The following is a 23,611-nucleotide window of genomic DNA, read 5'->3' on the forward strand; positions in this document are numbered from 1 at the left end:
GCCAAGGCGATACACACCGGTATCGCCTTGTTGCCAGTAATGGTATTCACCAATACCCCCCGCTAAATGATCTCAGGCGAGTGGTTTGTTGATATCCGGTAACTTAGGTTTCTTATCCCCAGCGTCAGATTGGCCTGACGGCAAACCATGGGTATCAAACGGGCGGTTGACTTCCTGCACTTCGGTGCCATTAGCTTGGTGTAAATACACTTCTAACTGGTTGAAGGCAATATTGATGTCATTCTCATGACATAGTTTATCAATCGCTCGGTTCAATTCATCTACCGTATAACTTCGGTCACCTAATTCACGCACATACACACGCAATTCATGATCAAGAGTGCTGGCACCAAAGTTTAGGAAGAATACATGAGGTTCCGGGTCAGTCATTACTCGTGGATTTTCATGTGCTGCTTTTAGCAAAATCTCTTTTACTTTTGCTAAATCAGAACCATAGGCCACACCGACTTTAATGATAATTCGAGTGACGGTATCGGATAGTGACCAGTTGATCAGGCGCTCGGTAACAAAGGCCTTATTCGGAATAATTACTTCTTTGCGGTCAAAGTCGGTAATAGTGGTCGCGCGGATCCGTATCTTGCTGACATTCCCTGAGAAAGTGCCAATGGTAATGGTATCGCCAATACGAACAGGGCGTTCGAAGAGAATAATCAAGCCCGATACAAAGTTGGCAAAGATTTCCTGCAAACCAAACCCTAGCCCCACAGACAGTGCTGCCACCAGCCACTGTAGCTTATCCCACGAAACACCCAGTGAACCCAGCGCCGTTATCCCCCCAATCGCGGTAATCAGATAAGTCAGGATCGTGGTGATCGCGTAAGAAGTCCCCTGCCGCAGTTGCAGGCGCGACAATACAACGACTTCAAGTAAACCTGGCAAGTTACGTGTCAGAATATAAGCAACCACCAGCGCCATTAGAGCGACTAGCATATTGCCCAATGTGACAGCCTGTGTGACGCTCGCCCCCGCCACCGTCGCGCTGTAATGCCACAACGAGATGCTGTCCAGATAGGAAATAACGGTGATGAGATCTGCCCAAATCCCGTAGAAGGCACTGGCAAATATCAGGAACAGCGCCATCGTGGTCAGGCGTAATGATTGCTGGTTAATTTGATCCAACGCCAGCGGCGGTTCTTCTATTGGTTCACTGCCTTCGGCTCCCTCTTTAACCAGACTTTGTCGCCGCGCAATTGCGCGCCGGTATGCCAAACGCCGCGCTGCAACACCTAAACCACGAATAGCTGTTAGGTAAACGATATTCCATAAGAATAATAAATACAGGCTATCAATCCAGCGGCCAGCCAGCTGTAGCGTGGTATAGAAATACCCAGCAATCATCAACCCAATTAATATAATGGGGGTTACAGCCACAGCGGTAACAATGACTAACCTGACTGCATGAGAGTCTTTCTCGCGCCAGCTATCACGGCAGAAGGGATAAACGAACAAGGCCAGCAGTGCCAGAGCTATAACAATCACCACCTGTCCGATAACATCATCGACTAACCGAAGTGGGCTTTTCTCTCCGAGCACAGACCAGAAGATAACCGGCAATAATGCCGCCCCCAAGCGCACCATCTGACGGCGATAATGCGCGCATCGGTCGGCCGCTATCATAAAGTGGCGCTCAGTGATGCCACCTGGCGATAACATTCGATATGTCAGATCAAACACGAGCCAGAACAAGGCTAAACGTTGGAAGAAGCTCCAAAGCACATCACTAAGATTGAAATCTGAGCGCAAACACCAGTAACCGACGCCTAAGATGATCAGGGTGCCTGGTAGCACTTTCAGCAAAGTGAACATGATGGCAACCGGGGTGTGCATCTGGCTGTCGCGTTTTAATTGCCCAACATCATCAGCCAGGCTACCCAGATGCTTATTGATGATGGTATAGCGCGATCGGATCACCCCCACCGCAATTAGCATCGGAACCAAGAACACCAGGGATTTAAGCAAGCCGGCGAAGATATCCCCCCATGACAGAGTAAAATGGAAATTACTTATTTCTGCCTTGAGCGCCCCCGGTAGTGCTTTCAGCCAAGACCAATCCATCGGCTTGTTGCTACTAACCCAGAAAATCTGCTGCGTTAGCGTATGTTGTAGTGATTGATTGACGCTCAATAGCTGCTGCTGGTTAATTTGCAGATTAATAGCCAGTGTCAGTTGGTTACCCAGCTGTTTATTTAATTGATCCAGTAATTCGCGCCGGATATCAACAATTTGCCCCAGCGCGTCTTCCACATCAGGGCTAATTTTCTCTTTACTGTCACTCATCAGGGTTTGAATATAGTCATCCCCTTGGAAGAGTTGGTCGCGCTGCTGATTAATTTCAAATTGCTCAAGCCGTAAATCGGCAATGCGCGGCCCCATATTGGTAATCAAACCAGAGGTCGGTAAATTCAGCTGCTGCTGATACAAAATGCGAGAAAGCAATAAGCTGCCGCGTAATACGGTAATTTGTTCTTTTAAATTTCGCTCAGATTGTAGGGCGCGATCCAGCCAGTTTTTAACCCGAATATTCTGTTGAACCAGTGTATTGCCTTCTTTAGTGGCATTAATTAATCGCTGGCTCAACTCTTTGTTAATCGCTAATTCACGACTGACTAAAGGGTCATTTTGGATATCTGTCGCGTCAGCGGGTGCTTGCGCTTCTTTGGCTGTTTTCTCTGACAGAATTAACCGTTTACCACTCACCACTTCTTGCAGTAGCTGGACATAGCGCTCCAACTGATCGATGTGTGCGGTAGTGTAATCTCGTTGTTTTTGCAGCAAATCTTGCAAAGTAGTATTAGCATCCAGATTTTTACGCTGTAAATCTAACTGCGCGTTTAACATGACCTGTTCTGTCAATAACTCTTGCTGCTGGGTTGGCCGTAAAGCTTCTTGGCTCGGCGCTAAGCCATTAAGTTGATTGCGAATTTGCATTAAACGTGTCGATGCATTGTACATCGCACTCTGGACGCGTTCAGGCTGTGTTTGCAGGGAAATGAGTTGGCTATTATAGGCGGAGAGGTCTTCCTGAGCCGACTGCAAATCATCCAGCGTTTCGTTTAGACGTGTCTCCAACTGGCGTAATGAGTAGTTCGCCAGTGACTCACGGGTCATTGTGTCGGCGGAGTTATTCTTGAGTGCATCCAGCCCTTCGGTCGCCTGACGTAACTTCGCCGGGGCTTGAGCCAATTGTTGCCTAAGCTGGTTGGTTTCCTGCTTGGTTCGCTCAATAGTATCAAGGTACTCAAGCGTCTTGGTCAGATCTTGCTGCGATAGTTTTTCCGCTGGGGACAATATCTTTTGCTTTGATAATGCATCCAGTTGGCTCAGTACTTCATTGCGGGTCGGTACATCTATATTGATTCCCGCAGCAAAGAGTGACGGGGAAAATAACAATGCAATTATAAGCAGAGTAAGCATTATCTGTAGGCGTAATAAAAACGCGCTCGTTAGCGTAATTATTGGTGCAGAGAGTGGTAAAGAATATTGATTGTGAAATTTGCTGCTCATATTTGAACTTCATTTCAACACAGAGGATGAGATCCTATCACGTTCAATCTTGGCTCATAATAAGAAAAGTCTTTCAGAGCGTGAATAGCAGTAATAATGCGGGCAGTTACGCACTTGCTGCGCAATGTTATGTAACTGCCAGAAATATAAGTTGATTAGATAATAAAAATCAGGAGCGCCAAGTCACTCAGAATGTCAGGACTTTCTCAGCAGCCAGCGTCCATTGCGCAAGTTCTACCAGAGTACCAATTTCTACACCATCAACCAGCGTTAACTCACTAATACCTCGCGCATCCGCGCAGGTTTTACAAAGTTTTACCGGAACATTCTGTGCAGTTAATATTTCCAGCATCTGCTGCAAATTATAACCTTCTCGTGGCTGCTGCCCATTAAGGCCAGCAATAACCGCATCTGACATTAAGAATAGACGTAAATCGAGATTTGTTTGCTGTTCTTTCAAGGTGATGGATAAACGTAGGGCATTAAATAGTGACTCATGGCCATAAGCCGCGCCATTGGCAATCACCACCAGCGAATTGACTTCAGAACTCATATAAACCTCTCCAGTTAATCCGATACCTTGCTATTAGTCTCATTTTGCAATGAAAGGCTGTGGGCTAACATATCCAGGAAGGCATCAATTAATACCGGTGCCTCTTGTTTTATATCAAAACTTTCCGGCATAAAAAGCCAGTTTTCCATCAAACCTGTAATATAAGCTCTCATGATTATCGCAGCACGGCGAGTATCAAGATTGACGGGCAATTGATTTGCTTCAATACAGCCTTGCAAAACCGATTCAATTCGCTCATAACTAGCTAAATCAAGAACTTTACGCGCGTCATGGACGGAGGTCATCTCACCGACAAATTCACATTTATGGAATACAATCTCCATTAATGCGCGGCGTCGGCAATCCTCACGCGTAGAAACAAGTACATAGATGAGTATTTCGCGCAGAATACGTAGTGGATTATCAGGATATTTTACCTGATACTCTAGCTCGAGCTGATCAATTTTAGACTCTGATAACGCCCAAACCTCGTTAAATAGGTCTACCTTATTCTTGAAGTGCCAGTAAATCGCGCCACGGGTAACACCTGCGGCGGCGGCAATATCAGTAAGCGAAGTGCCAGAAACACCGTGCGCAGAAAATTCCCGCACTGCGGCATCTAGAATTTGTTGCCGGGTCTCTTCGGCTTGCTGTTTGGTTTTTCGTGCCATAGCGTTGTTTTTTCGAGGGGGTGCGATTTACATACATTCACGAATGTATGTACCATAGCACGCACATATAATTTACGCAGCAATGGGTTTTAAAGCTTGTGATCCATTGGATTAAATTAAAAATCGGACACTTGAGGTTTATCTATGAGCAAAAACAGAGGGGTAATGCCTCTGGCTGCAATTCTGGTACTTTCAGGCAGCTTAGTACTTATAGGATGTAATGACAAAGATGCGGCGCAAGCCCATGCTCAACAGGCACCTGAAGTCGGTATTGTGACATTGAAAGCAGCACCGCTGAATATCACAACCGAGTTGCCAGGCCGCACGTCCGCATTCCGTGTTGCAGAAGTTCGCCCGCAAGTTAGCGGGATTATTCTTAAACGTAACTATGTTGAAGGCAGTGATGTCACCGCCGGAACATCTCTTTATCAAATTGACCCAGCCACGTATCAGGCTGCTTATGACAGTGCGAAAGGTGATTTAGCTAAGGCGCAAGCTGCTGCTGACATCGCACGCCTGACTGTGAACCGTTATAAACCACTACTGGGTACCAACTACATCAGTAAGCAAGAATATGACCAGGCAGTGTCTGACTCTATGCAAGCCAATGCTGCAGTTCTTGCAGCAAAAGCGGCGGTAGAAACAGCGCGTATTAACCTGGCTTATACTCAGGTCACCTCGCCAATCAGTGGTCGCACGGGTAAATCTTCAGTGACTGAAGGGGCTTTAGTGACCAGTGGCCAGGCAACTGCGCTGACAACAGTTCAGCAGCTTGACCCTATGTATGTTGATGTCACTCAATCAAGCGATGAATTCCTGCGCCTGAAAAAAGAGCTGGCTGATGGCACGCTCAAACAAGAAAACGGCAAAGCCAAAGTTCGCTTGTTGTTGGAAAACGGTACTGAATACCCTGAAACAGGTACGTTAGAGTTTTCTGGTGTCACTGTGGATGAAACCACAGGTTCAATCACCATCCGTGCAATCTTCCCTAACCCGAATGAGGCATTACTGCCAGGGATGTTTGTCCGTGCCCGTCTGGATGAAGGTGTCAGACCTGATGCACTGTTAGTGCCTCAACAAGGTGTGACCCGTAACCCACGTGGGGAAGCAACAGCGATGGTTGTTGGTGCCGACGACAAAGTTGAAATGCGCACGTTGGTTGCTAATCAAGCTATTGGTAACAAGTGGTTGGTTACCGAAGGGTTGAAAGCAGGCGATCGTCTTATTGTTTCCGGCTTGCAGAAAATCAGACCGGGTGTGCAGGTAAAAGTGCAGGAAGTTACTGACGAGACACCAAAAGCAGCCCCAGCTGATACAGCGAAGAAGTCTTAAAAGGAGCCGGTAATTCATGGCTAAGTTCTTTATAGATCGCCCTATTTTCGCTTGGGTTATCGCTATCATAATCATGTTGGCGGGCGCTCTTGCGATAATGAAATTACCTGTTGCGCAATATCCGACCATTGCGCCACCGGCAATTACAATCTCCGCCAACTACCCTGGCGCCGATGCGACCACTGTGCAGAATACAGTTACACAGGTTATCGAACAGAACATGAACGGTATCGATAACCTGCTGTATATGTCTTCCAGCAGTGACTCCTCCGGTAATGTGCAGTTGACGTTGACCTTTAACTCAGGCACTGACCCGGATATCGCTCAGGTTCAGGTCCAGAACAAACTGCAATTAGCGATGCCATTGCTGCCGCAAGAAGTACAGCAGCAAGGTGTGAGCGTTGAAAAGTCCAGTAGTAGCTTCCTGATGGTTGCCGGCTTTATTTCTGAAGACGGTAACATGCAGCAAGAAGACATTGCTGACTATGTTGGTTCTAACATTAAAGATCCGATTAGCCGTACTACTGGGGTGGGTGATGTTCAGCTGTTTGGTTCCCAATATGCGATGCGTATTTGGATGGACCCGCACAAACTGAATAACTTCGGTTTGACGCCAGTTGATGTTATCAGCGCCATTAAAGTACAGAACAATCAGGTTGCAGCGGGTCAGTTAGGTGGGACACCACCGGTGCCAGGTCAGGAACTGAACTCATCAATTATTGCGCAAACCCGTTTAACAAATGCGGAAGAATTCAGCCAAATTTTGCTGAAAGTGAATACTGATGGTTCGCAGGTTCGCCTGAAAGACGTTGCTATCGTCAAACTGGGTGCTGAAAGCTACAACATCATTGCCCGTTATAACGGTAAGCCAGCGGCAGGTATTGGTATCAAGCTGGCAACAGGGGCTAACGCCCTGAACACCTCCGCGGCAGTAAAAGCTGAACTGGCGAAATTACAGCCGTTCTTCCCTGCCGGGTTGAAAGTGGTTTATCCGTACGACACCACACCGTTCGTTAAGATCTCTATTAACGAAGTGGTTAAAACACTGGTAGAAGCCATTATTCTGGTGTTCTTGGTTATGTACCTGTTCTTGCAAAACTTCCGTGCAACGTTGATTCCAACGATTGCGGTGCCGGTCGTATTGATGGGGACTTTTGCCATTCTCTCTGCCTTTGGCTATTCGATAAACACCCTAACGATGTTCGGGATGGTGTTGGCGATAGGGCTATTGGTGGATGACGCCATCGTGGTCGTAGAGAACGTCGAACGTGTGATGCAAGAGGAAGGGCTACCACCGAAAGAAGCCACCAAGAAATCCATGGAGCAGATCCAAGGTGCATTGGTGGGGATCGCGTTGGTGCTTTCTGCGGTATTTATCCCGATGGCCTTCTTCGGCGGCGCAACCGGGGCGATTTATCGTCAGTTCTCTATCACTATCGTTTCAGCCATGGTGCTCTCGGTTCTGGTGGCATTAATTCTGACACCAGCACTGTGCGCAACAATGCTGAAACCGATCGCCAAAGGCGAACATGGCCCGAAAACCGGCTTCTTTGGTTGGTTTAACCGCATGTTCGACAAGAGTACCCACCATTATACCGACAGTGTTGCCAACATCTTGCGCAGCACCGGTCGTTATCTGGTGATCTATCTGGCACTGGTTATTGTGATGGGCTTGCTGTTCATACGGCTCCCTTCTTCATTCTTGCCAGAAGAAGATCAGGGCGTGTTCCTGACCATGGTACAAATGCCGGCGGGGGCAACCCAAGAACGTACTCAGAAGGTGCTAAATCAGGTTACTGACTATTATCTCGACAAAGAAAAAGATGTGGTTAACTCGGTGTTTACCGTTAACGGCTTCGGTTTCAGTGGTCAAGGTCAGAACACCGGTCTGGCATTCGTTAGTCTGAAAAACTGGGACGAGCGCCCAGGTGAGCAAAACAAAGTCCCAGCCATCGTAGGCCGTGCCTCTGCTGCATTCTCACAAATTAAAGACGGTTTGGTGTTCGCCTTTAACTTGCCAGCGATTGTGGAATTGGGTACAGCCACCGGTTTCGACTTCCAGTTAATTGACCAAGGTAACTTGGGGCATCAGAAGTTAACTGAAGCACGTAACCAACTGCTTGGTATGGCAGCGCAACATCCAGATATGCTAGTCGGTATGCGTCCTAACGGGCTGGAAGACACCCCTCAGTTCAAAGTGGAAGTTGATCAGGAAAAAGCACAAGCCCTTGGTGTGTCAATTTCTGATATCAATACCACCCTCGGTTCCGCGATGGGCGGCAGCTACGTAAACGACTTTATCGACCGTGGTCGTGTGAAGAAAGTTTATGTGCAGGCTGATGCACCATTCCGCATGTTGCCGGGTGACATTGATAAATGGTATGTCCGTAACAACGCCGGTCAAATGGTGTCGTTTGCAACCTTCTCCAGTGCCAAATGGGAATATGGCTCTCCACGATTGGAACGCTACAACGGCTTACCATCCATGGAGATTCTGGGTCAGGCTGCTCCGGGTAAAAGTACCGGTGAAGCAATGGATCTGATGCAGGAATTGGCAGCTAAGTTACCAAGTGGTATTGGTTATGACTGGACGGGTATGTCCTATCAAGAACGTTTATCCGGTAACCAGGCTCCAGCACTGTACGCCATCTCGCTGATTGTGGTCTTCTTGTGTCTGGCTGCATTGTATGAAAGCTGGTCGATTCCATTCTCAGTTATGTTGGTGGTACCACTGGGTGTGGTCGGTGCACTGATGGCGGCTTCGCTACGCGGCTTGGAAAATGACGTTTACTTCCAGGTAGGCTTATTGACCACTATCGGGCTATCGGCCAAGAACGCCATCTTGATTGTTGAGTTCGCCAAGGACTTAATGGACAAAGAAGGCAAAGGGTTGGTGGAATCAACCTTGGAAGCGGTGCGTATGCGTCTGCGTCCAATCTTGATGACCTCACTGGCCTTTATCCTTGGGGTTCTGCCGCTGGTTATCAGTAGCGGTGCCGGTTCTGGTGCACAGAATGCGGTTGGTACCGGTGTAATGGGCGGTATGATAACTGCAACCGTGCTGGCTATCTTCTTTGTTCCGGTATTCTTCGTGGTGGTTCGCCGCCGTTTCAGTCGGAAAAGCGAAGATGTAGAACACGCACACACCGTTGACCATAAGGTGCCGTAAACCTTACTGACAACTGATGATGTCATACTTAGAAGGCCGCTATATTGCGGCCTTTTCTTTTATCTTTTTCTACCACTTGCACGCGTTTTTTGCCACGTTGACACAGCAGAAAACAGGGCACTATCCCCGCGCCAGAGCAGCCAATCCCGCAGTGATGATTATATTGTGATCAATATACCAAATAGCGAGTTGAGTATTTGCAGCAAGGTAATAAGTTATTATTATGTAAATATTCATAAAAATGAAGATAAAGACAAACCGCATCAAGGAAAGATAAATGGAAGTAAGATTAAAAATCCTTTATGACGCACAGGTTATTGATTCAGATGTTTATTTCGGCATGCTTAATGTTCTCAAGCGGCTGGAGCAACACTGGCAATTATCTATTCGCCATCCTCAGGGTGAAATGTTAATCACTCATATGGCCAATGCGTTGATGCGGGCAAGTCAAGGACAGGTTATTCCGGCTATCGATAACGAGATATTAACAGAGATCGAAGCCGCAGAAATTTTTGCCAATATCAGGGAAATTAATAACGATTTACTCTCACTGTTTGCCTTCGAGGTACCCGATTACGAAGTAGGATATCTATTAGCAAACTTATATGGCTTACACTTGGCCCAGTAGGCAGAGAGCTAATTATATTTACATAAGCTAAATATTCAAAAAAATGAATAATAAAATATCAATATTTGGGAATTTAATATGCTATTGAAAGCACTACAAAAACAAAATCCAGCACTCATGGATGCGGCACTTTTACTTTGGCAACAAGGGGCCATTAAACCTGACAGCTATGTCATTGATGTTGATCAGGTCAAACAAAATGCACGTTTATTGTTAGCTACAGCAGCACGTTACGGCATCACACTTTATCTCATGAGTAAACAATTTGGCCGAAACCCGCAGCTCTGCAAACTACTGCTGGAATGTGGCTATCAAGGGATTGTCGCAGTAGATTTCAAAGAGGCACGCCAACTCTATCAGCATAATTTACCCGTGGCTCATGTCGGTCATTTGGTGCAAATCCCCAGTGCTATGGTGGATGAAGTTGTTGCCCACCACCCAGAGGTGATTACGGTATACAGTACTGCTAAAGCGCGTGAAATTGCAGCCGCAGCTCTGCGTCAGAACAGAGAGCAAGCGCTGTTACTTAAAGTTTGGCACCACGGTGACCTTATTTATCCGGGGCAAGAGGCTGGATTTTCGCTAGATGAACTGCCCGGTATTATTAACGAAATAAAAGCCTTACCGGGGGTTCGTTTGGTGGGAGTCACCCATTTTCCTTGCATGCTTTTTGATAGTGAAAAAGGAAAAACATTGCCCAGCCCCAACCTCAATACACTTATTGAGGCAAAAAGTATCTTTGAGCAACAAGGGATATCTGTGGAGCAGGTCAATGGCCCTTCAGCTACTGGGGTAGAAAGCCTGCCGCAGTTAGCACGCTTTGGGGTAACACATGCTGAACCGGGACATTCATTGACCGGAACTATGCCATCCAATCAACAGGGCAACCAACCCGAGCATGTCGCGATGCTGTATCTGACCGAGATTTCCCATTGTCATCAAGGCAAAAGTTATTGTTATGGTGGCGGATATTATCGCCGCGGCCATTTAAGCAATGCACTGGTCTATGAGCAACAATGGCGCGCAAGCAAGGTACTGAAACCGGCCAATGACAGCATCGACTACACGCTCAGCCTTGTCGAACCCTTTGCCGTCGGCAGCCCAGTTATCATGTGCTTTCGCACCCAAATTTTTGCCACCCGCAGTGATGTAGCCCTGGTTGCAGGGATTCATACCGGCCAACCAACACTGCTAGGAATTTATGATAGTCAGGGTAATACCATTCCAACGTCCACAGGACAGGAGAGGTTATGAGTAAGTTTATCGTACTGGTCATCGACAGTTTTGGCGTGGGTGCCATGCCTGATGTTTGCGAAGTTCGCCCACAAGATAAAGAGGCCAACACCTGCGCCCATATTTTGCAAACCTATCCAGAGCTGCGGTTACCTAACCTGGAAAAGCTGGGGCTACTCAATGCACTGCATATTGGTTCACCTGATTTCAATGACAGTGTGATGCAAGATAATCCGCATGCCAGTTTTGGTGTGGCGCTATTGCAGCATGAAGGTGGAGACACCTTTATGGGTCATCAGGAAATTATGGGTACCCTGCCCCGCGCGCCCTTAAGCATGCCCTTCGCTACGGTAAAATCACGGGTGGCTGATGCATTACGCCAACAGGGATATCAAGTTGAAGAGCTCAGTGCTGCTGATGATAACAGCGATTTACAGTTCTTATGGGTCAATGGCTGTGTGGCAATTGGTGATAATCTTGAGGCAGATTTAGGTCAAGTATTTAATATTTGTGCTAATTTAAGCGCCATTGATTTTTCTCAGGTAGAAAAAATAGGTAGGATAGTGCGCGGTTGTGTCGAAGTGAACCGCGTCATCGCCTATGGAGGGCTACTGATGGACAGCCTGGCAATCATCAGTGCAGCTGAAGTTAAGCAAGAACACTATATTGGCATTAATAGCCCAAAATCCGGTGTTTATGATCGCGGTTTTCAGGTTATTCATCTCGGTTATGGTGTTGATACTGATGTTCAGGTGCCCCAGCAGCTAGAAAAAGTGAACATTCCAACGGTTCTGATCGGTAAAGTGGCAGATATTGTTGCCAACCCTGCCGGGCGAAGCTACCAACAATTGGTTGATTCCCAAGTTATTTTGGATATCACATTGGCCGAGGTTCAACGCGCAGGGAGTGCCTTTATCTGTACCAATATTCAGGAAACGGATCTGGCGGGCCATGGGCAAGATGTTGAACGTTATGCTGAGCGCCTGCGATTGGTTGACACAATGTTAGGTAACATTACCGCCGCTATGGCTGTAGGTGATTGTCTGGTGGTGATGGCCGACCACGGTAACGACCCAACCATCGGTCACAGTAAACACACTCGGGAGCAAGTCCCGCTGCTGGTTTATCATGCCAGCACGGATAGTTCACTACCGCGGGCCATTCGATTAGGTATCCGCAAAACAATGTCTGATGTCGGCGCGACAGTTTGTGAGTTTTTTGCCGCTCCTGCACCACAAAATGGCCACTCTTTCTGGCAGCAACTAATGAATGCCAGCAAATAAGGGAATATATCTAGGCTATTTAAAACATATTCAAAAGTGGGGAAACAGAAATGCTTAAAATCGCTATTGGTGGGCAGCTTAATAAAAACGAAATACAAGATTGTTTAATTAAATATGGTGCAGGTAAAGTCTCTTCTGAAATATTTACCGACATGGATGCCGCCATGAAAGTAAAAAATGGCAGTTTCGATTATTACGTCGGGGCTTGCCAAAGTGGCGCTGGCGGTGCACTGGCCATGGCCTATGCCCTGATAGGCCGCGATAAGTGCGCCACTATTGCTAATGCCCTAACCCAGCCCTCTGAGGCAGCAGTCAGCCAATTGATAGAACAGGGGAAAAAGGCATTTGGCTTTACCAATGATCGTGTTGAAAACTCAGTTAAAGCCCTGTGTGCCGTTTTATTAGCTGACAAATAACAATGCAAATAAATAACGCCAAGTGACTTTATTGTATATAACTAAAAAACTTGGCGTTGCCACCAACAACAATAATAAACAAATTAGCCTGGAGCTGGTTAGCTCCGATGGGGTCGTGATATGGAATCGTTTAATTTAGTTAAGATTATTCTTTTCTCGCTAATGGGGGGGTACGCCACCTTTCTGGCCAATAAATCTATCGCGGTTTATCACGATGGATTGCGGCCTATCATGCCAGAGTTTATGAATGGCAATATGAGCCGAAAAGAACTGGCCGGTATCTCGTTTGCTATCAGTATTGGCTTTATCACCGGTTTTGCCATGCCGATTACGCTGGCAACCGGGATTATTGTTATTCATATCGTGTTGCTGACCGCCGATATTATTGGGGTATCACTGAACAATACTAAGCTCGCAGTATTCATTGGTACTCTTTATGGTGCGTTAGTGACCATCGCGCTGGATGGGCTGATTAAAGGTTTCTCTTATCTGCCGGTCAATTTCCTGGATGCTCTGGCGTCAGTGGGTGACCCTATTATTTATGCCTTTGTCGCCTTCCCTGCTATTGCCGTCGGTTATCAGTTTGGTAAGAAAGCCGGGCTAATCACGATTATTATTGCCTTCTTGGCCCGCGTAGTCATTGAGCGCATAAACCCGGTCACTATTGCCGGTAATGAAGTGGCACTCAGTCCTGAAGGGATTGCGATGCTGTTTGGCATGATTTGCCTGCTGTTTTTTGCCTCGCGCGATAAACGCCATGGCGAGGAAGTGGAACACAGCCTGTTTGATGACAACATAAAGCGTATTCGGAAGAATGCTATTTATCTATTACCGATGGCGGCCTTGATCACCATCACTGCCCACTACCATTGGATCGCTGGCGAACCCATTGCTGCGGCGCTGCTTGGTAAAGGACAAATTACTTCAGCAGCTATCGTCGCCATCGTACAAGCTCTCGCCTTTATGCCGCTGATTATTACCACCGCAATGATAAGCGGTGTGTATGGTACTAACGGCTGGTGTGACTGGTTCCTCGGATTAGGCTATCTCGCTCCGAATCCAGTCGTGGCTGGCATCCTCGGCGCTGGCGCTATGGGGGTGGAGATTACCAGTTTAAGTCGAATTGGTAAGGCAATGAACCGCTTCCCATCACTGAAAATGTCGGGTGACAATATTCGTACGGCCATGACACAGATTCTTGAAATTGCACTCTTGGTTGGCGGGGTCAATGCCGCAAATCAGATCTGGCCCGGTACCGGTATTTTCGTGGTCGTCAGCTTATATATCCTTAACGAAATATGTGGCCGCCCAGTCATGAAGTTGGCGGCTGGCCCCATCGCCGCAATTATTGTTGGGATACTGGCCAACATCTTCGCTGTTCTCGGGCTGCATGTCGTCGCCTAAAAAACAGCAATAGCACCACCCAGATTGCAAAATCCGCAGATTTAGGTTTGCGGATTTTTTTTATTCGGACTTGAAACTGAAAAATGAAAGGTGCATAATTATTGTTATAGTATAACATAACATATGGAGTTCTTATGAAACCTGGCATCCATCCTAACTATCGAACCGTGGTTTTCCACGATACCAGTGCAGACACCTATTTCACTGTGGGTTCAACCATCGCCACGCAACGCACGATTGAACGTGATGGTCAGACTTATCCTTATGTCACATTGGATATCTCCTCGGCCTCACATCCGTATTACACCGGTAAACAAAAAGAGTTCTCAAAAGAGGGCAGCACTGCACGTTTCCATCAACGTTTTGGCAGTTTCCTGACCAAAAAAGCCAGCTAATTCTGAGAGTTAATCATGCAAGTATTGAGCTCATTACGTTCTGCAAAAAACCGTCATCCCGACTGCAAAATCGTCCGTCGTCGTGGTCGGGTGTATGTTATTTGCAAAAGCAATCCACGTTTTAAAGCGGTTCAAGGAGGGACACATAAGAAACGTTGATATTGAGTATATTGTCAGTCTACCAGTAAGCCCCGTTGCTGCCCAACGGGGCTTTTTTCTGTCACAAAAGGCACTAAAATTCAGCCTCTGACGCTAATTATCAGAGGCTGAATACTCTTTTCCTGCAACTACTTCATACTGGCCACCAGAGTATCTACATTGTGTTTAAATGCCTCGGCATAGGTCGTGGCTGGGCCACCTGCGGCAGACAACGCTTCTGGATAGAGTTCCCCGCCCGCTTTAGCACCACTGGCGGTGGCAATCTGTTTCACCAAGCGCGGATCGGTTTGATTTTCAATAAAATAGGTTTTTATTTTCTCTTGTTTGATTTGATTAATCAGTGCTGCCACACCGCTGGCACTGGCTTCAGATTCAGTAGAGAAACCCACTGGTGACAAGAAGTTAACCCCATATTCCTGGCTAAAATAACCAAAAGCATCATGGCTGGTTAGCACTTTTCGCTGCGCGGCTGGAATTGCTGCAAATTGTGCTTTGGCGTAAGCATCCAGTTTTTCCAACTGCTGAATATACTCCCCGCCCCGTTTGCGAAAATAATCCGCATCTTCAGGATCGGCGGCAATCAATGCATTCATTACGTTGTTAGCATATTTAATACCATTCGCCATGCTGTTCCATGCATGGGGATCAGTCACTTCCTTACCCTCTTCATCCATTTTGCGGGTATCGACTCCGGTTGATGCGATAACCACCTGGCCTTTATAACCAGAGGCGGTGATCAGCCGCTCCAGCCAACCCTCCAATCCTAACCCACTGACAAATACCACATCCGCTTTGGACAGCTGCTTGCTGTTTTTCGGCGTAGGTGCAAAACCGTGAGGATCACCATTTGGCCCAACCAAAGTCACCACATTGACATGCTCGCCCCCAACTTGCTGGACGATGTCTCCTAAAATAGAAAAACTGGCAACGGCTTCAACCGTTTTTGCCATTGCCAATGGGCTTGACAGTAGGGCAGCCACCGCCAAACTAATAGGTAAACGCTTCATTTAACTCTCCTTTTATGACAGATACTTCTCAACGGCGCGCAGTTGCCAACACACCACCACGCGTTCCAAATAAAATAGACACAAAGAAAATCAGGCTGGCGCTAAGCACGATGGCGGGCCCAGCAGGCAGCGAAGCATAATAAGACCACAACAGGCCAACAATGCTGGCAAGCATGCCAATCGCCATCGCAACTCCTAATGTTTGCGGCAGATTTTTAGCCCAAAAACGTGCGCTGGCCGCCGGTAACATCATTAATCCGACCGACATCAAGGTGCCAAGAATTTGGAACCCAGCAACCAGATTAAGAACAACCAAAGAGAGAAATAGCGCGTGGACTACCATCAGCCAACGCCCCATACTGACCCGCAAAAAAACCGGATCGAACGATTCGACGACTAACGCGCGATAAATAGCAGCCAAAGCCAGCATGGAAAATGTGGTGATCGTGCCCACCATGGTCATGGCGCTAGCATCGACGGCCAGAATAGAACCGAATAACACATGCAGCAGATCCATGCTGGAACCCCGCAGCGAAACCAAAGTGACCCCTAAAGCCAGAGAGCCAAGATAGAAGCCGGCAAAACTGGCATCCTCCTTTAATAGTGTTCGCCTACTGACCCAGCCGGACATCATGGCAACCGCCAGCCCGGCAATAAAACCACCAATGCCCATGGCAACCAGTGACATACCCGAGATCAGATAGCCGATAGCCGCACCGGGTAGTACTGCGTGAGACAGGGCATCACCGACTAAACTCATTCGTCGCAGTAATAAGAAAACACCTAGAGGTGCTGAACTGAGTGACAGTGCCAAGCAAGCCACCAAAGCCCGGCGCATAAAGCCAAAATCCATGAAAGGATCAACAAGTAAATGAAACACTGTCATGAATTGATGGCCCTCAGTGGTTGCTGTGGGAGCAAAGAGGAAAGCGCGCAAGATGAACTGTGGATATGATGCCATTGTGCTAGAACCTGATCACACGGCTGCCAGCAGCACCCTTGCGGGGTCATCCACAATGCATGGGGAAAGTGATCGGCAACCATCGACATATCGTGCAGGACAGCAATAATAGTCCGCCCCTCGTCGTGAAGTTGATGAATAACCTCAAGCAATAGCCGAACAGTTTGACTATCAATACCGGTAAAAGGCTCATCCAGCAAAATCAGTTGCGCCTGCTGCACTAACAGGCGGGCAAACAGCACCCGTTGTAATTGTCCGCCGGACAACTCACCCACTGGTTGGCACGCCATATCCTGCATGCCAACGGTGTCTAATGCCTGTTGAATGCGCTGCCGTGATTGAGGGTTAATCCCTCCGAGCAAGCCACTTTGTGGCCAGCACCCCATTGCCACAACATCTTGAACAACAATGGGAAACTGCTTATCTAATTCAGCTTGTTGCGGAAGATAGGCCATTTGCGGCGCTTTACCGCCAGTGAAAGTGATTTGCCCGGCAACTGCCGGTTGCAAGCCTGCCAATGTTTTAAGCAGAGTCGATTTACCTGTGCCATTTGCGCCGATAATAGCGGTCAGAGAGCCCGCGATAAAACAGCCGTCAATGGGTGGCGTCAGCGCATGACGTTCATAGCCAATTTCAGTATTTCTCAAATTTATCATGGCAATACATTCGCCCAATAAATAGCACACCACAGCAGCAGGCAAAGCAGAGCAACCCCCGCCATACGCTGTAACGAAGAAAGTGAGAATAATGTCCAATAAGGAAGAGAATTAAACCGAGCTGAAAGCTTATTCATATAAGGAAGAAACAGATATTTAAGTGATACATTATAACATCACATATTATCACTAAGTTCAAGAGTCGTGCACTGGCTTATCTATGTCAAAAGTAACAAACCATGACGAGATGCCCCATCGGCAGAATTGCGTGCAGGAAGTAAAACTTCCGCTGTGGATAAAACAAGCGGCACTAACATGGTTAGTTACAGTAAATTAAACTATCTTTACTGCTACTTTGCTGATGAGGACTGGTAAGCTTTTGCCACTCCAGTATCATAATTACTCGTGAATGCTCGCAAAACAGTAAATTACATAATAAAAAATAACTAATACAGCAGCACCTCTACTTGATAAAACCCGCTGAGCATTCTAAATTAATAGATATGGGGTAAATTAACTGTAGGTAATAACCTTAAATATTGAGATTTCTATTTAAGCCTTGTTATTTTATTGCAAGATAGTGTTATTGGTCGATAGTGATCCAAATAACATCACTGGGTGTTAACTAAGCCTTTTGGTTGATAAATCTCATTAAAATTGAATTTTTTGATTCAAATCATGTCAATAGTAGTTGGAAAATAAATATCATCGCATTTTTTGTAACGATAACGGCACAGTAATGAATTAATCTTACCACCATGAGCGGACAATTAATGAACAATGAAATAGCTGGGGACTTCTCATCAGGGTGTTACCCGATTTCATTACTGAAGAATGTTATCAACAATAATATCCGTGAGATTGAAGGAAATTTAGTTTCCGGGTTAATGTATTATTCAGAGGATGCTAGATACAAGGTTGGCTCATTAGAGATCCTTGATATTCACAATGTGAAAGCTAATTGTTATTCAATGACTTACTGTTATCGGTGGTATATCTTCAATCCATGTTTGGATATCAATACTGAAGAATCACTAACAAATGCTGTAACATTTATTGTACATCCCGAAAAAATCGTCTTTGATATAATTAACAATGATAGACCTTCAACCGCTGACGAATTGTAAGCTTAAGTAATAAAGTTGCGCGGTGAGCGGAGAAATGATTTATATTCATAACAAGACTAGTTTATTTACTTTACCGATAAGCTTCTTCGTTTATATGATTACCGATCTACTCACATTGTGTTATCAACACCGAATTAAGAGTTTACGGAGGGGATGATATGGATGAGTACTCACCTAAACGGCATGACATTGCCCAATTGAAGTTTCTATGTGAGAGTTTGTATGATGAAGGCATTGCTACCCTTGGTGATAGCCACCATGGCTGGGTAAATGACCCGACATCTGCCGTAAACCTGCAACTCAATGATTTGATCGAGCATATAGCTTCATTTGTGATGAGTTTTAAAATAAAATACCCAGATGGCGGCGACCTTTCAGAGTTAGTGGAAGAATATTTAGACGATACATATACTCTGTTCAGTAGTTATGGGATCAATGATCCTGAATTGCGTCGCTGGCAAAAAACCAAAGAGCGTTTATTCAGACTTTTCTCAGGGGAATACATCTGTACCCTGATGAAAACTTAAGGGATAGTTCCCCTATATTATTTGTATATTGAGAAGAAAAATTACCATGACAAAAACTGACTACCTGATGCGTTTAAGAAAATGTACGACTATTGATACGCTGGAACGTGTAATTGAAAAAAATAAGTACGAGCTAAGCGATGATGAGTTGGAATTGTTTTACTCAGCTGCCGATCATCGCTTAGCTGAACTCACAATGAATAAACTTTATGATAAAATTCCACCTACTGTCTGGCAACATGTGAAATAGTCTGCTTAACGCTGGTTAAGACACACAACGTTGAGCCGATAATCGCTATCGGCTTCAATGAGGCAAGTGCTTTGTAAGTGTTTTAATTTAGGATAAATGTGGTGACAAAACTACGGTATTGAAGGTTAGCTTCAATCCCGCGCTATTGCACATCTACACGTCAACCAAACTATTAGCGTTATCAAAGCGGTTAAGTAAAGGCACATTGTTGCTCTATTTAATTTATTAAGGCTCCAGCTGATAGCTAATAATTTAGAGACATTATTAATTCATTGCTAAACCTAAAGCGTAAATAGAAAATCTAATCTATATAAATACAAGAAAAATCCCATTTCACTGTTCAATACTCAGCCTATGCCACACCCTGCTATTTTTGATGGAAAAAGTATAAATACATAACAATAAGTAAGGGCGATGAAGAATGGTGTTTGAGGCGGTTATCAGAAAAAATCAGCTTGAGGATTAGGAGTTGATATTTTAGAAATGGTGGAGGCCCTGCCAGCTACATCCCGGCACACACCGCGCCTGCTACGGCTGCTTCCTTCCGGATCTGACCGAGTTCACAAGTTAGTGTTGCGGGAGAACCAACAGGGCCTCCATTGACGTTAACGGCTCCTTATACTCTGGAGCGGTGGGCATTATCGACCATGCCCCACCAAATAGCAAGACAACCTGCGCTAACCGGTGGTTTCTTGCCCAGTCGTGTTCAGCTATCGACTAAATTCATTTTCTTCTGGCACCAAAATCGCTGATGATGTTATTCATTTCTATACCATCATGCGGATAACAGACAACCAAGAGGATGCAGTGACATCATCAACAATGGGGCGACAAGACCAAGATGAAGCTGAAGCGCTGGATGAAATAACAGAGCAAAGCAGCCCACCAGCCATAGATAGCTTTCGCCAACGAGTATTCCACGTGGTGGCGGCAATCCCCTATGGCCAGGTAACCACTTATGGTGATATTGCCCGGCTGATAGGCTCCCCAAGAGCAGCGCGACAAGTTGGTGGTGTGTTAAAGCGTTTACCGGAAGGCTCGACATTACCCTGGTATCGGGTTATCAATCGCCATGGCGAAATTTCGTTGGTTGGGGAAGATTATCTTCGGCAGAAAAATGCATTGTTAGCTGAAGGTGTTGAGATAACGCCAGCTGGGCGCATTGATTTACAACAGTATCGTTGGCAATACCAATAATAGCAGCGCTACAGAATCATTAATACTCTGTAGCGCTCTCAGTGGTTACTGTATCGTCCCAGTACCTGATGTTGTTGCTGTTGGCGCAGTTTCGATCGCCACAGAGGTCACAGGCACCAGCAACAGGTTGGCCTGAGTACCCGTGCCATTATTAATCACTTCCTGAATGGTATCAGTGATAAACATTAGCTGACCATTATGCGTGATAGCTGCGCTGACAATAATACGGGCATTGGGCTGAATTTCTGCTGGGTTAAACGGCAAGGCAAAAGTAAAAGGTGCCTGTTTACCCTCGGTACGAATCGCTTTTTGAGCAATCACCCGAGTAGGAGCATCAGCCAGTGAAGCATCCGACAGCGTAACCGTTACGACGGAATCAGGTGGCAAGGCAATGCGCTCGCGGATATTCACTGTCCCTTGCACAGCAGGTTGCGCAATAGGTGCCGCAGCTGTCGTTGTCCCTGCGGGTGCAGGAACCGGAACATCAGCTCCCTTGTGAGCACACCCAGCCAGACTCACTACCAATGCTGCCCCACCCGCTATCTGCCAAAATTTTATTGATTGCCAAGGTTTCATAGGTCGCACTCCTTCTTATTATTAAGATGCTGGCTATTCACAGAAAAGCCCGCGTTTAATAAGTGGCTTCAACCACCTAGCAAGCTAATTATAGCACAATATGCTGAGCCATGGCGCTTGCCGCCCGATTAAGCTATTTATCAGACTATTCCTTATCAAATGCTGATCAACTGAGCAGCCGTTTCGCAGCAATATATTGACGACCGACCAATGGATTCAGCACACTGTGTATGAACTCAATCATCAGGGGCCACAACATGAGTCAGGCATTAGAAAAACTGCTCGATCTACTCGATCTGGAAAAAATTGAAGAAGGGATCTTCCGTGGCCAAAGTGAAGATCTGGGCTTGCGCCAGGTATTTGGTGGTCAGGTTGTGGGTCAGGCGATTTATGCAGCCAAACAAACCGTTCCGATTGACCGGCTTGTTCATTCATTTCACAGCTATTTTTTACGCCCAGGGGACAGCAGCAAACCCATTATTTATGACGTCGAAACGTTGCGTGATGGCAACAGCTTCAGCGCTCGTCGGGTGAGTGCGATTCAGAATGGTAAACCTATCTTCTACATGACGGCATCGTTCCAAAGCCAGGAAGAGGGTCTTGAGCACCAAAACACGATGCCAGATGTCCCCCCACCAGAGGGGTTAATGTCTGAGACTGAAATTGCCCGCCAATTTGCCCATCTCATCCCCGAAAAAGTGCGGGAGAAGTTTATCGGCCATCAGCCCATTGAAATGCGCCCGGTAAAATTCCACAACCCGCTGCAAGGTTCAGTAGAAGAGCCCAATCGTTATGTCTGGTTCCGTGCCAATGGCAAAATGCCGGATGACTTACGAGTTCACCAGTATTTACTGGGCTATGCCTCTGATTTCAATTTCCTACTGACCGCCTTACAGCCGCACGGGATTGGCTTCCTTGAGCCGGGTGTGCAAATTGCCACCATCGACCATTCCATGTGGTTCCATCGGCCATTCCGTTTGGATGATTGGCTGTTGTATGCGGTAGAAAGCACGTCGGCCTCCGGTGCTCGGGGCTTTGTTCGCGGGCAGATTTATACTCGGGAAGGGGTGCTGATAGCCTCAACGGTGCAGGAAGGGGTTATTCGCTTGCATCGTTGATAGCAAACAGTCGGTATCTAAATAGTTCAGGGGCGATGTTTCCATCGCCCCTGTTGCTATCATCATCTTTGTTATTTTTTCTAACCTATCAGCAGATAATAACCACTTAGCTTACTGGTTGTATGCATTTTCGCCGTGGCTGTTAACATCCAGACCTTCGCGTTCTTGTTCTTCTGGCACCCGCAGACCAACCACCAGGTCCGCAATTTTGTAAGCCACGAAAGCAACAACACCAGACCAGACCAAACAGACACCCACACTGAACAACTGCACACCGACTTGATGGCCCATAGTCACGCCAGTCGCGTAACCTGTACCGCCCAGAGAAGCAGAAGTAAAGACGCCAGTCAGAATACAACCGATAATCCCACACACGCCGTGGACGCCGAACACGTCACAGGTATCATCCACCCGCAGCCATTTTTTCAGCAGAACCACACCCCACAGACCAGCAACCCCACCAACCAGACCGATAATCAGTGCACCACCGACGCCCACAGTACCTGCCGCTGGAGTAATCGCAACCAGACCGGCGATACAGCCAGAACATGCACCTAACAGTGAAGGTTTGCCACGTAAAATCCACTCAGCAAATACCCAAGAAAGGATGGCACCGGCGGTAGCAACAACAGTATTCAAGAAGGCAAGTGCGGCAATTTCGTTAGCGGCACTGGCAGAACCGGCATTGAATCCAAACCAGCCGATATACAGGATAGCTGTACCAGTGAACACCATCGGTAAGTTGTGTGGTTTGAAAGCTTCTTTGCCAAAACCAGCACGTTTACCCAGCAAGTATGCCCCCACCAAGCCAGCAATCGCGGCGTTAATATGCACCACAGTGCCGCCTGCGAAGTCCAGCGCGCCATCCAGTGCCAGGAAACCGCCGCCCCATACCATGTGCGCCATTGGCAGGTATGAGAAGGTGAACCACAGCACCGCAAAAATTAATACTGCGGAGAAACGAATACGTTCGGCGAATGAACCCACCACCAACGCGACGGTAATACAGGCAAATGAGGCTTGGAACGCCACATGAATATATTGATAGAAAGTGCCGCTCAGGCTGGTCAAACCAATACCTTTGAGCATCGCCATATCAAAACCACCGAAGAACGCATTACCACCGGTACTGAACGCCAGGCTGTAGCCATACAGTATCCACAGCACGCAAATCAGTGCAAAGGTCACCATGACCTGAGTCATCATCGATAATACGTTTTTAGAACGCAGCAGGCCGCCATAGAACAGGGCAATACCGGGCACAGTCATAAACAGCACTAAAGCGGTGCAAATCATCATAAAAGCGTTATCGGCTTTGTCAGCTACAGCCGGTGCTGCGGCCATTGCCAAAGAGGGCAGCATCGCTACCGAACTCAGGCCCAACACGGATAAAAGTTTTTTCATCATCAACCCATCCCTATTCA

General features: G+C 46.8%; 22 protein-coding genes and 1 other RNA gene. 14 read left to right on the plus strand and 9 right to left on the minus strand.

What is annotated here, in order from left to right; translation table 11 throughout:
- Nucleotides 1-72: 72 nt before the first annotated feature.
- The 3 genes from mscK to acrR form a co-directional block, all read right to left on the minus strand.
- Nucleotides 73-3,525, minus strand: a complete 3,453-nt coding sequence (mscK, locus tag FTA96_RS13130; protein ID WP_050133550.1) for a mechanosensitive channel MscK — start codon at nt 3,523-3,525, stop codon at nt 73-75.
- A 187-nt stretch (nt 3,526-3,712) separates the two neighbouring features.
- Nucleotides 3,713-4,078: a DsrE/DsrF/TusD sulfur relay family protein gene (locus tag FTA96_RS13135; RefSeq protein ID WP_050108898.1), complete on the minus strand. Its 366-nt coding sequence runs from the start codon at nt 4,076-4,078 to the stop codon at nt 3,713-3,715.
- Between the two features lie 14 nt (nt 4,079-4,092).
- Nucleotides 4,093-4,749 carry a multidrug efflux transporter transcriptional repressor AcrR gene (gene acrR / locus FTA96_RS13140; protein WP_050108900.1) on the minus strand — a complete coding sequence of 219 codons (657 nt, stop codon included), beginning with the start codon at nt 4,747-4,749 and terminating at the stop codon, nt 4,093-4,095.
- Between the two features lie 144 nt (nt 4,750-4,893).
- Here acrR and acrA point away from each other — a divergent pair, with 144 nt between their 5' ends.
- The 9 genes from acrA to ykgO all read left to right on the plus strand — a co-directional run bounded on the left by acrA (nt 4,894) and on the right by ykgO (nt 14,768).
- Nucleotides 4,894-6,081, plus strand: a complete 1,188-nt coding sequence (acrA, locus tag FTA96_RS13145; RefSeq protein WP_050108902.1) for an efflux RND transporter adaptor subunit AcrA — start codon at nt 4,894-4,896, stop codon at nt 6,079-6,081.
- A 16-nt stretch (nt 6,082-6,097) separates the two neighbouring features.
- Nucleotides 6,098-9,250: an efflux RND transporter permease AcrB gene (acrB, locus tag FTA96_RS13150; protein WP_050108904.1), complete on the plus strand. Its 3,153-nt coding sequence runs from the start codon at nt 6,098-6,100 to the stop codon at nt 9,248-9,250.
- Between the two features lie 277 nt (nt 9,251-9,527).
- Complete coding sequence (locus FTA96_RS13155; protein ID WP_050108906.1) at nt 9,528-9,878, plus strand: PRD domain-containing protein; 351 nt, start codon at nt 9,528-9,530, stop codon at nt 9,876-9,878.
- A gap of 78 nt (nt 9,879-9,956) precedes the next feature.
- Complete coding sequence (locus tag FTA96_RS13160) at nt 9,957-11,132, plus strand: YhfX family PLP-dependent enzyme (RefSeq protein ID WP_050108908.1); 1,176 nt, start codon at nt 9,957-9,959, stop codon at nt 11,130-11,132.
- Nucleotides 11,129-12,394, plus strand: a complete 1,266-nt coding sequence (locus tag FTA96_RS13165) for a phosphopentomutase (protein WP_050122658.1) — start codon at nt 11,129-11,131, stop codon at nt 12,392-12,394. Before FTA96_RS13160 ends, FTA96_RS13165 begins: the two co-directional genes overlap by 4 nt.
- A 50-nt stretch (nt 12,395-12,444) precedes the next feature.
- On the plus strand, nt 12,445-12,810 hold the full coding sequence (locus tag FTA96_RS13170; RefSeq protein WP_050108911.1) for a DUF2620 domain-containing protein: 366 nt from the start codon (nt 12,445-12,447) through the stop codon (nt 12,808-12,810).
- Between the two features lie 120 nt (nt 12,811-12,930).
- Entirely contained in the window at nt 12,931-14,214 is a 1,284-nt protein-coding gene (locus FTA96_RS13175; RefSeq protein ID WP_050108913.1) for a YhfT family protein, read from the plus strand.
- A 134-nt stretch (nt 14,215-14,348) separates the two neighbouring features.
- The gene (locus tag FTA96_RS13180) at nt 14,349-14,609 is read left to right on the plus strand and encodes a type B 50S ribosomal protein L31 (RefSeq protein WP_145530903.1); all 261 of its coding nucleotides are present in this window, start codon (nt 14,349-14,351) and stop codon (nt 14,607-14,609) included.
- Nucleotides 14,610-14,624: 15 nt separating this feature from the next.
- Nucleotides 14,625-14,768 carry a type B 50S ribosomal protein L36 gene (gene ykgO / locus FTA96_RS13185; RefSeq protein ID WP_002208618.1) on the plus strand — a complete coding sequence of 48 codons (144 nt, stop codon included), beginning with the start codon at nt 14,625-14,627 and terminating at the stop codon, nt 14,766-14,768.
- A gap of 128 nt (nt 14,769-14,896) precedes the next feature.
- On the opposite strand, the gene FTA96_RS13190 is transcribed toward ykgO, so the two are convergent.
- From FTA96_RS13190 to FTA96_RS13200, 3 genes are read right to left on the minus strand one after another with little or no spacing between them, the layout of a single operon-like run.
- Nucleotides 14,897-15,775 carry a metal ABC transporter substrate-binding protein gene (locus FTA96_RS13190; RefSeq protein ID WP_050108916.1) on the minus strand — a complete coding sequence of 293 codons (879 nt, stop codon included), beginning with the start codon at nt 15,773-15,775 and terminating at the stop codon, nt 14,897-14,899.
- 28 nt (nt 15,776-15,803) lie between these two features.
- Nucleotides 15,804-16,661: a metal ABC transporter permease gene (locus FTA96_RS13195; RefSeq protein ID WP_050133565.1), complete on the minus strand. Its 858-nt coding sequence runs from the start codon at nt 16,659-16,661 to the stop codon at nt 15,804-15,806.
- Nucleotides 16,658-17,392 carry a metal ABC transporter ATP-binding protein gene (locus FTA96_RS13200; protein ID WP_145574026.1) on the minus strand — a complete coding sequence of 245 codons (735 nt, stop codon included), beginning with the start codon at nt 17,390-17,392 and terminating at the stop codon, nt 16,658-16,660. The genes FTA96_RS13195 and FTA96_RS13200 overlap by 4 nt, the downstream gene beginning before the upstream one ends.
- A gap of 773 nt (nt 17,393-18,165) precedes the next feature.
- On the opposite strand from FTA96_RS13200, the gene FTA96_RS13205 reads away from it, so the two are divergent.
- From FTA96_RS13205 to ymoA, 3 genes are all read left to right on the plus strand, one after another.
- Nucleotides 18,166-18,519, plus strand: a complete 354-nt coding sequence (locus FTA96_RS13205) for a hypothetical protein (protein ID WP_050108920.1) — start codon at nt 18,166-18,168, stop codon at nt 18,517-18,519.
- A gap of 158 nt (nt 18,520-18,677) precedes the next feature.
- The gene (gene tomB / locus FTA96_RS13210; protein WP_004392643.1) at nt 18,678-19,046 is read left to right on the plus strand and encodes an Hha toxicity modulator TomB; all 369 of its coding nucleotides are present in this window, start codon (nt 18,678-18,680) and stop codon (nt 19,044-19,046) included.
- A gap of 46 nt (nt 19,047-19,092) precedes the next feature.
- Nucleotides 19,093-19,296, plus strand: coding sequence for an expression modulating protein YmoA (ymoA, locus tag FTA96_RS13215; protein ID WP_002208622.1), 204 nt, complete (start codon nt 19,093-19,095; stop codon nt 19,294-19,296).
- A 493-nt stretch (nt 19,297-19,789) separates the two neighbouring features.
- On the opposite strand, the gene ffs is transcribed toward ymoA, so the two are convergent.
- An RNA gene (ffs, locus tag FTA96_RS13220) (signal recognition particle sRNA small type) lies at nt 19,790-19,886 on the minus strand.
- Nucleotides 19,887-20,187: 301 nt separating this feature from the next.
- Between ffs and FTA96_RS13225 the strand changes: the two genes are divergently transcribed.
- The gene (locus tag FTA96_RS13225) at nt 20,188-20,493 is read left to right on the plus strand and encodes an MGMT family protein (protein ID WP_050109004.1); all 306 of its coding nucleotides are present in this window, start codon (nt 20,188-20,190) and stop codon (nt 20,491-20,493) included.
- A 45-nt stretch (nt 20,494-20,538) separates the two neighbouring features.
- Here FTA96_RS13225 and FTA96_RS13230 read toward each other — a convergent pair whose 3' ends face one another.
- Nucleotides 20,539-21,069, minus strand: a complete 531-nt coding sequence (locus FTA96_RS13230; protein ID WP_050108933.1) for a YbaY family lipoprotein — start codon at nt 21,067-21,069, stop codon at nt 20,539-20,541.
- Between the two features lie 257 nt (nt 21,070-21,326).
- On the opposite strand from FTA96_RS13230, the gene tesB reads away from it, so the two are divergent.
- Nucleotides 21,327-22,187, plus strand: a complete 861-nt coding sequence (gene tesB / locus FTA96_RS13235) for an acyl-CoA thioesterase II (protein WP_050108936.1) — start codon at nt 21,327-21,329, stop codon at nt 22,185-22,187.
- Between the two features lie 111 nt (nt 22,188-22,298).
- Here tesB and amtB read toward each other — a convergent pair whose 3' ends face one another.
- Complete coding sequence (amtB, locus tag FTA96_RS13240) at nt 22,299-23,591, minus strand: ammonium transporter AmtB (RefSeq protein ID WP_050109005.1); 1,293 nt, start codon at nt 23,589-23,591, stop codon at nt 22,299-22,301.
- Nucleotides 23,592-23,611 lie beyond the last annotated feature (20 nt).

The organism is Yersinia alsatica (assembly GCF_902170305.1).
Lineage (GTDB): Bacteria > Pseudomonadota > Gammaproteobacteria > Enterobacterales > Enterobacteriaceae > Yersinia > Yersinia alsatica.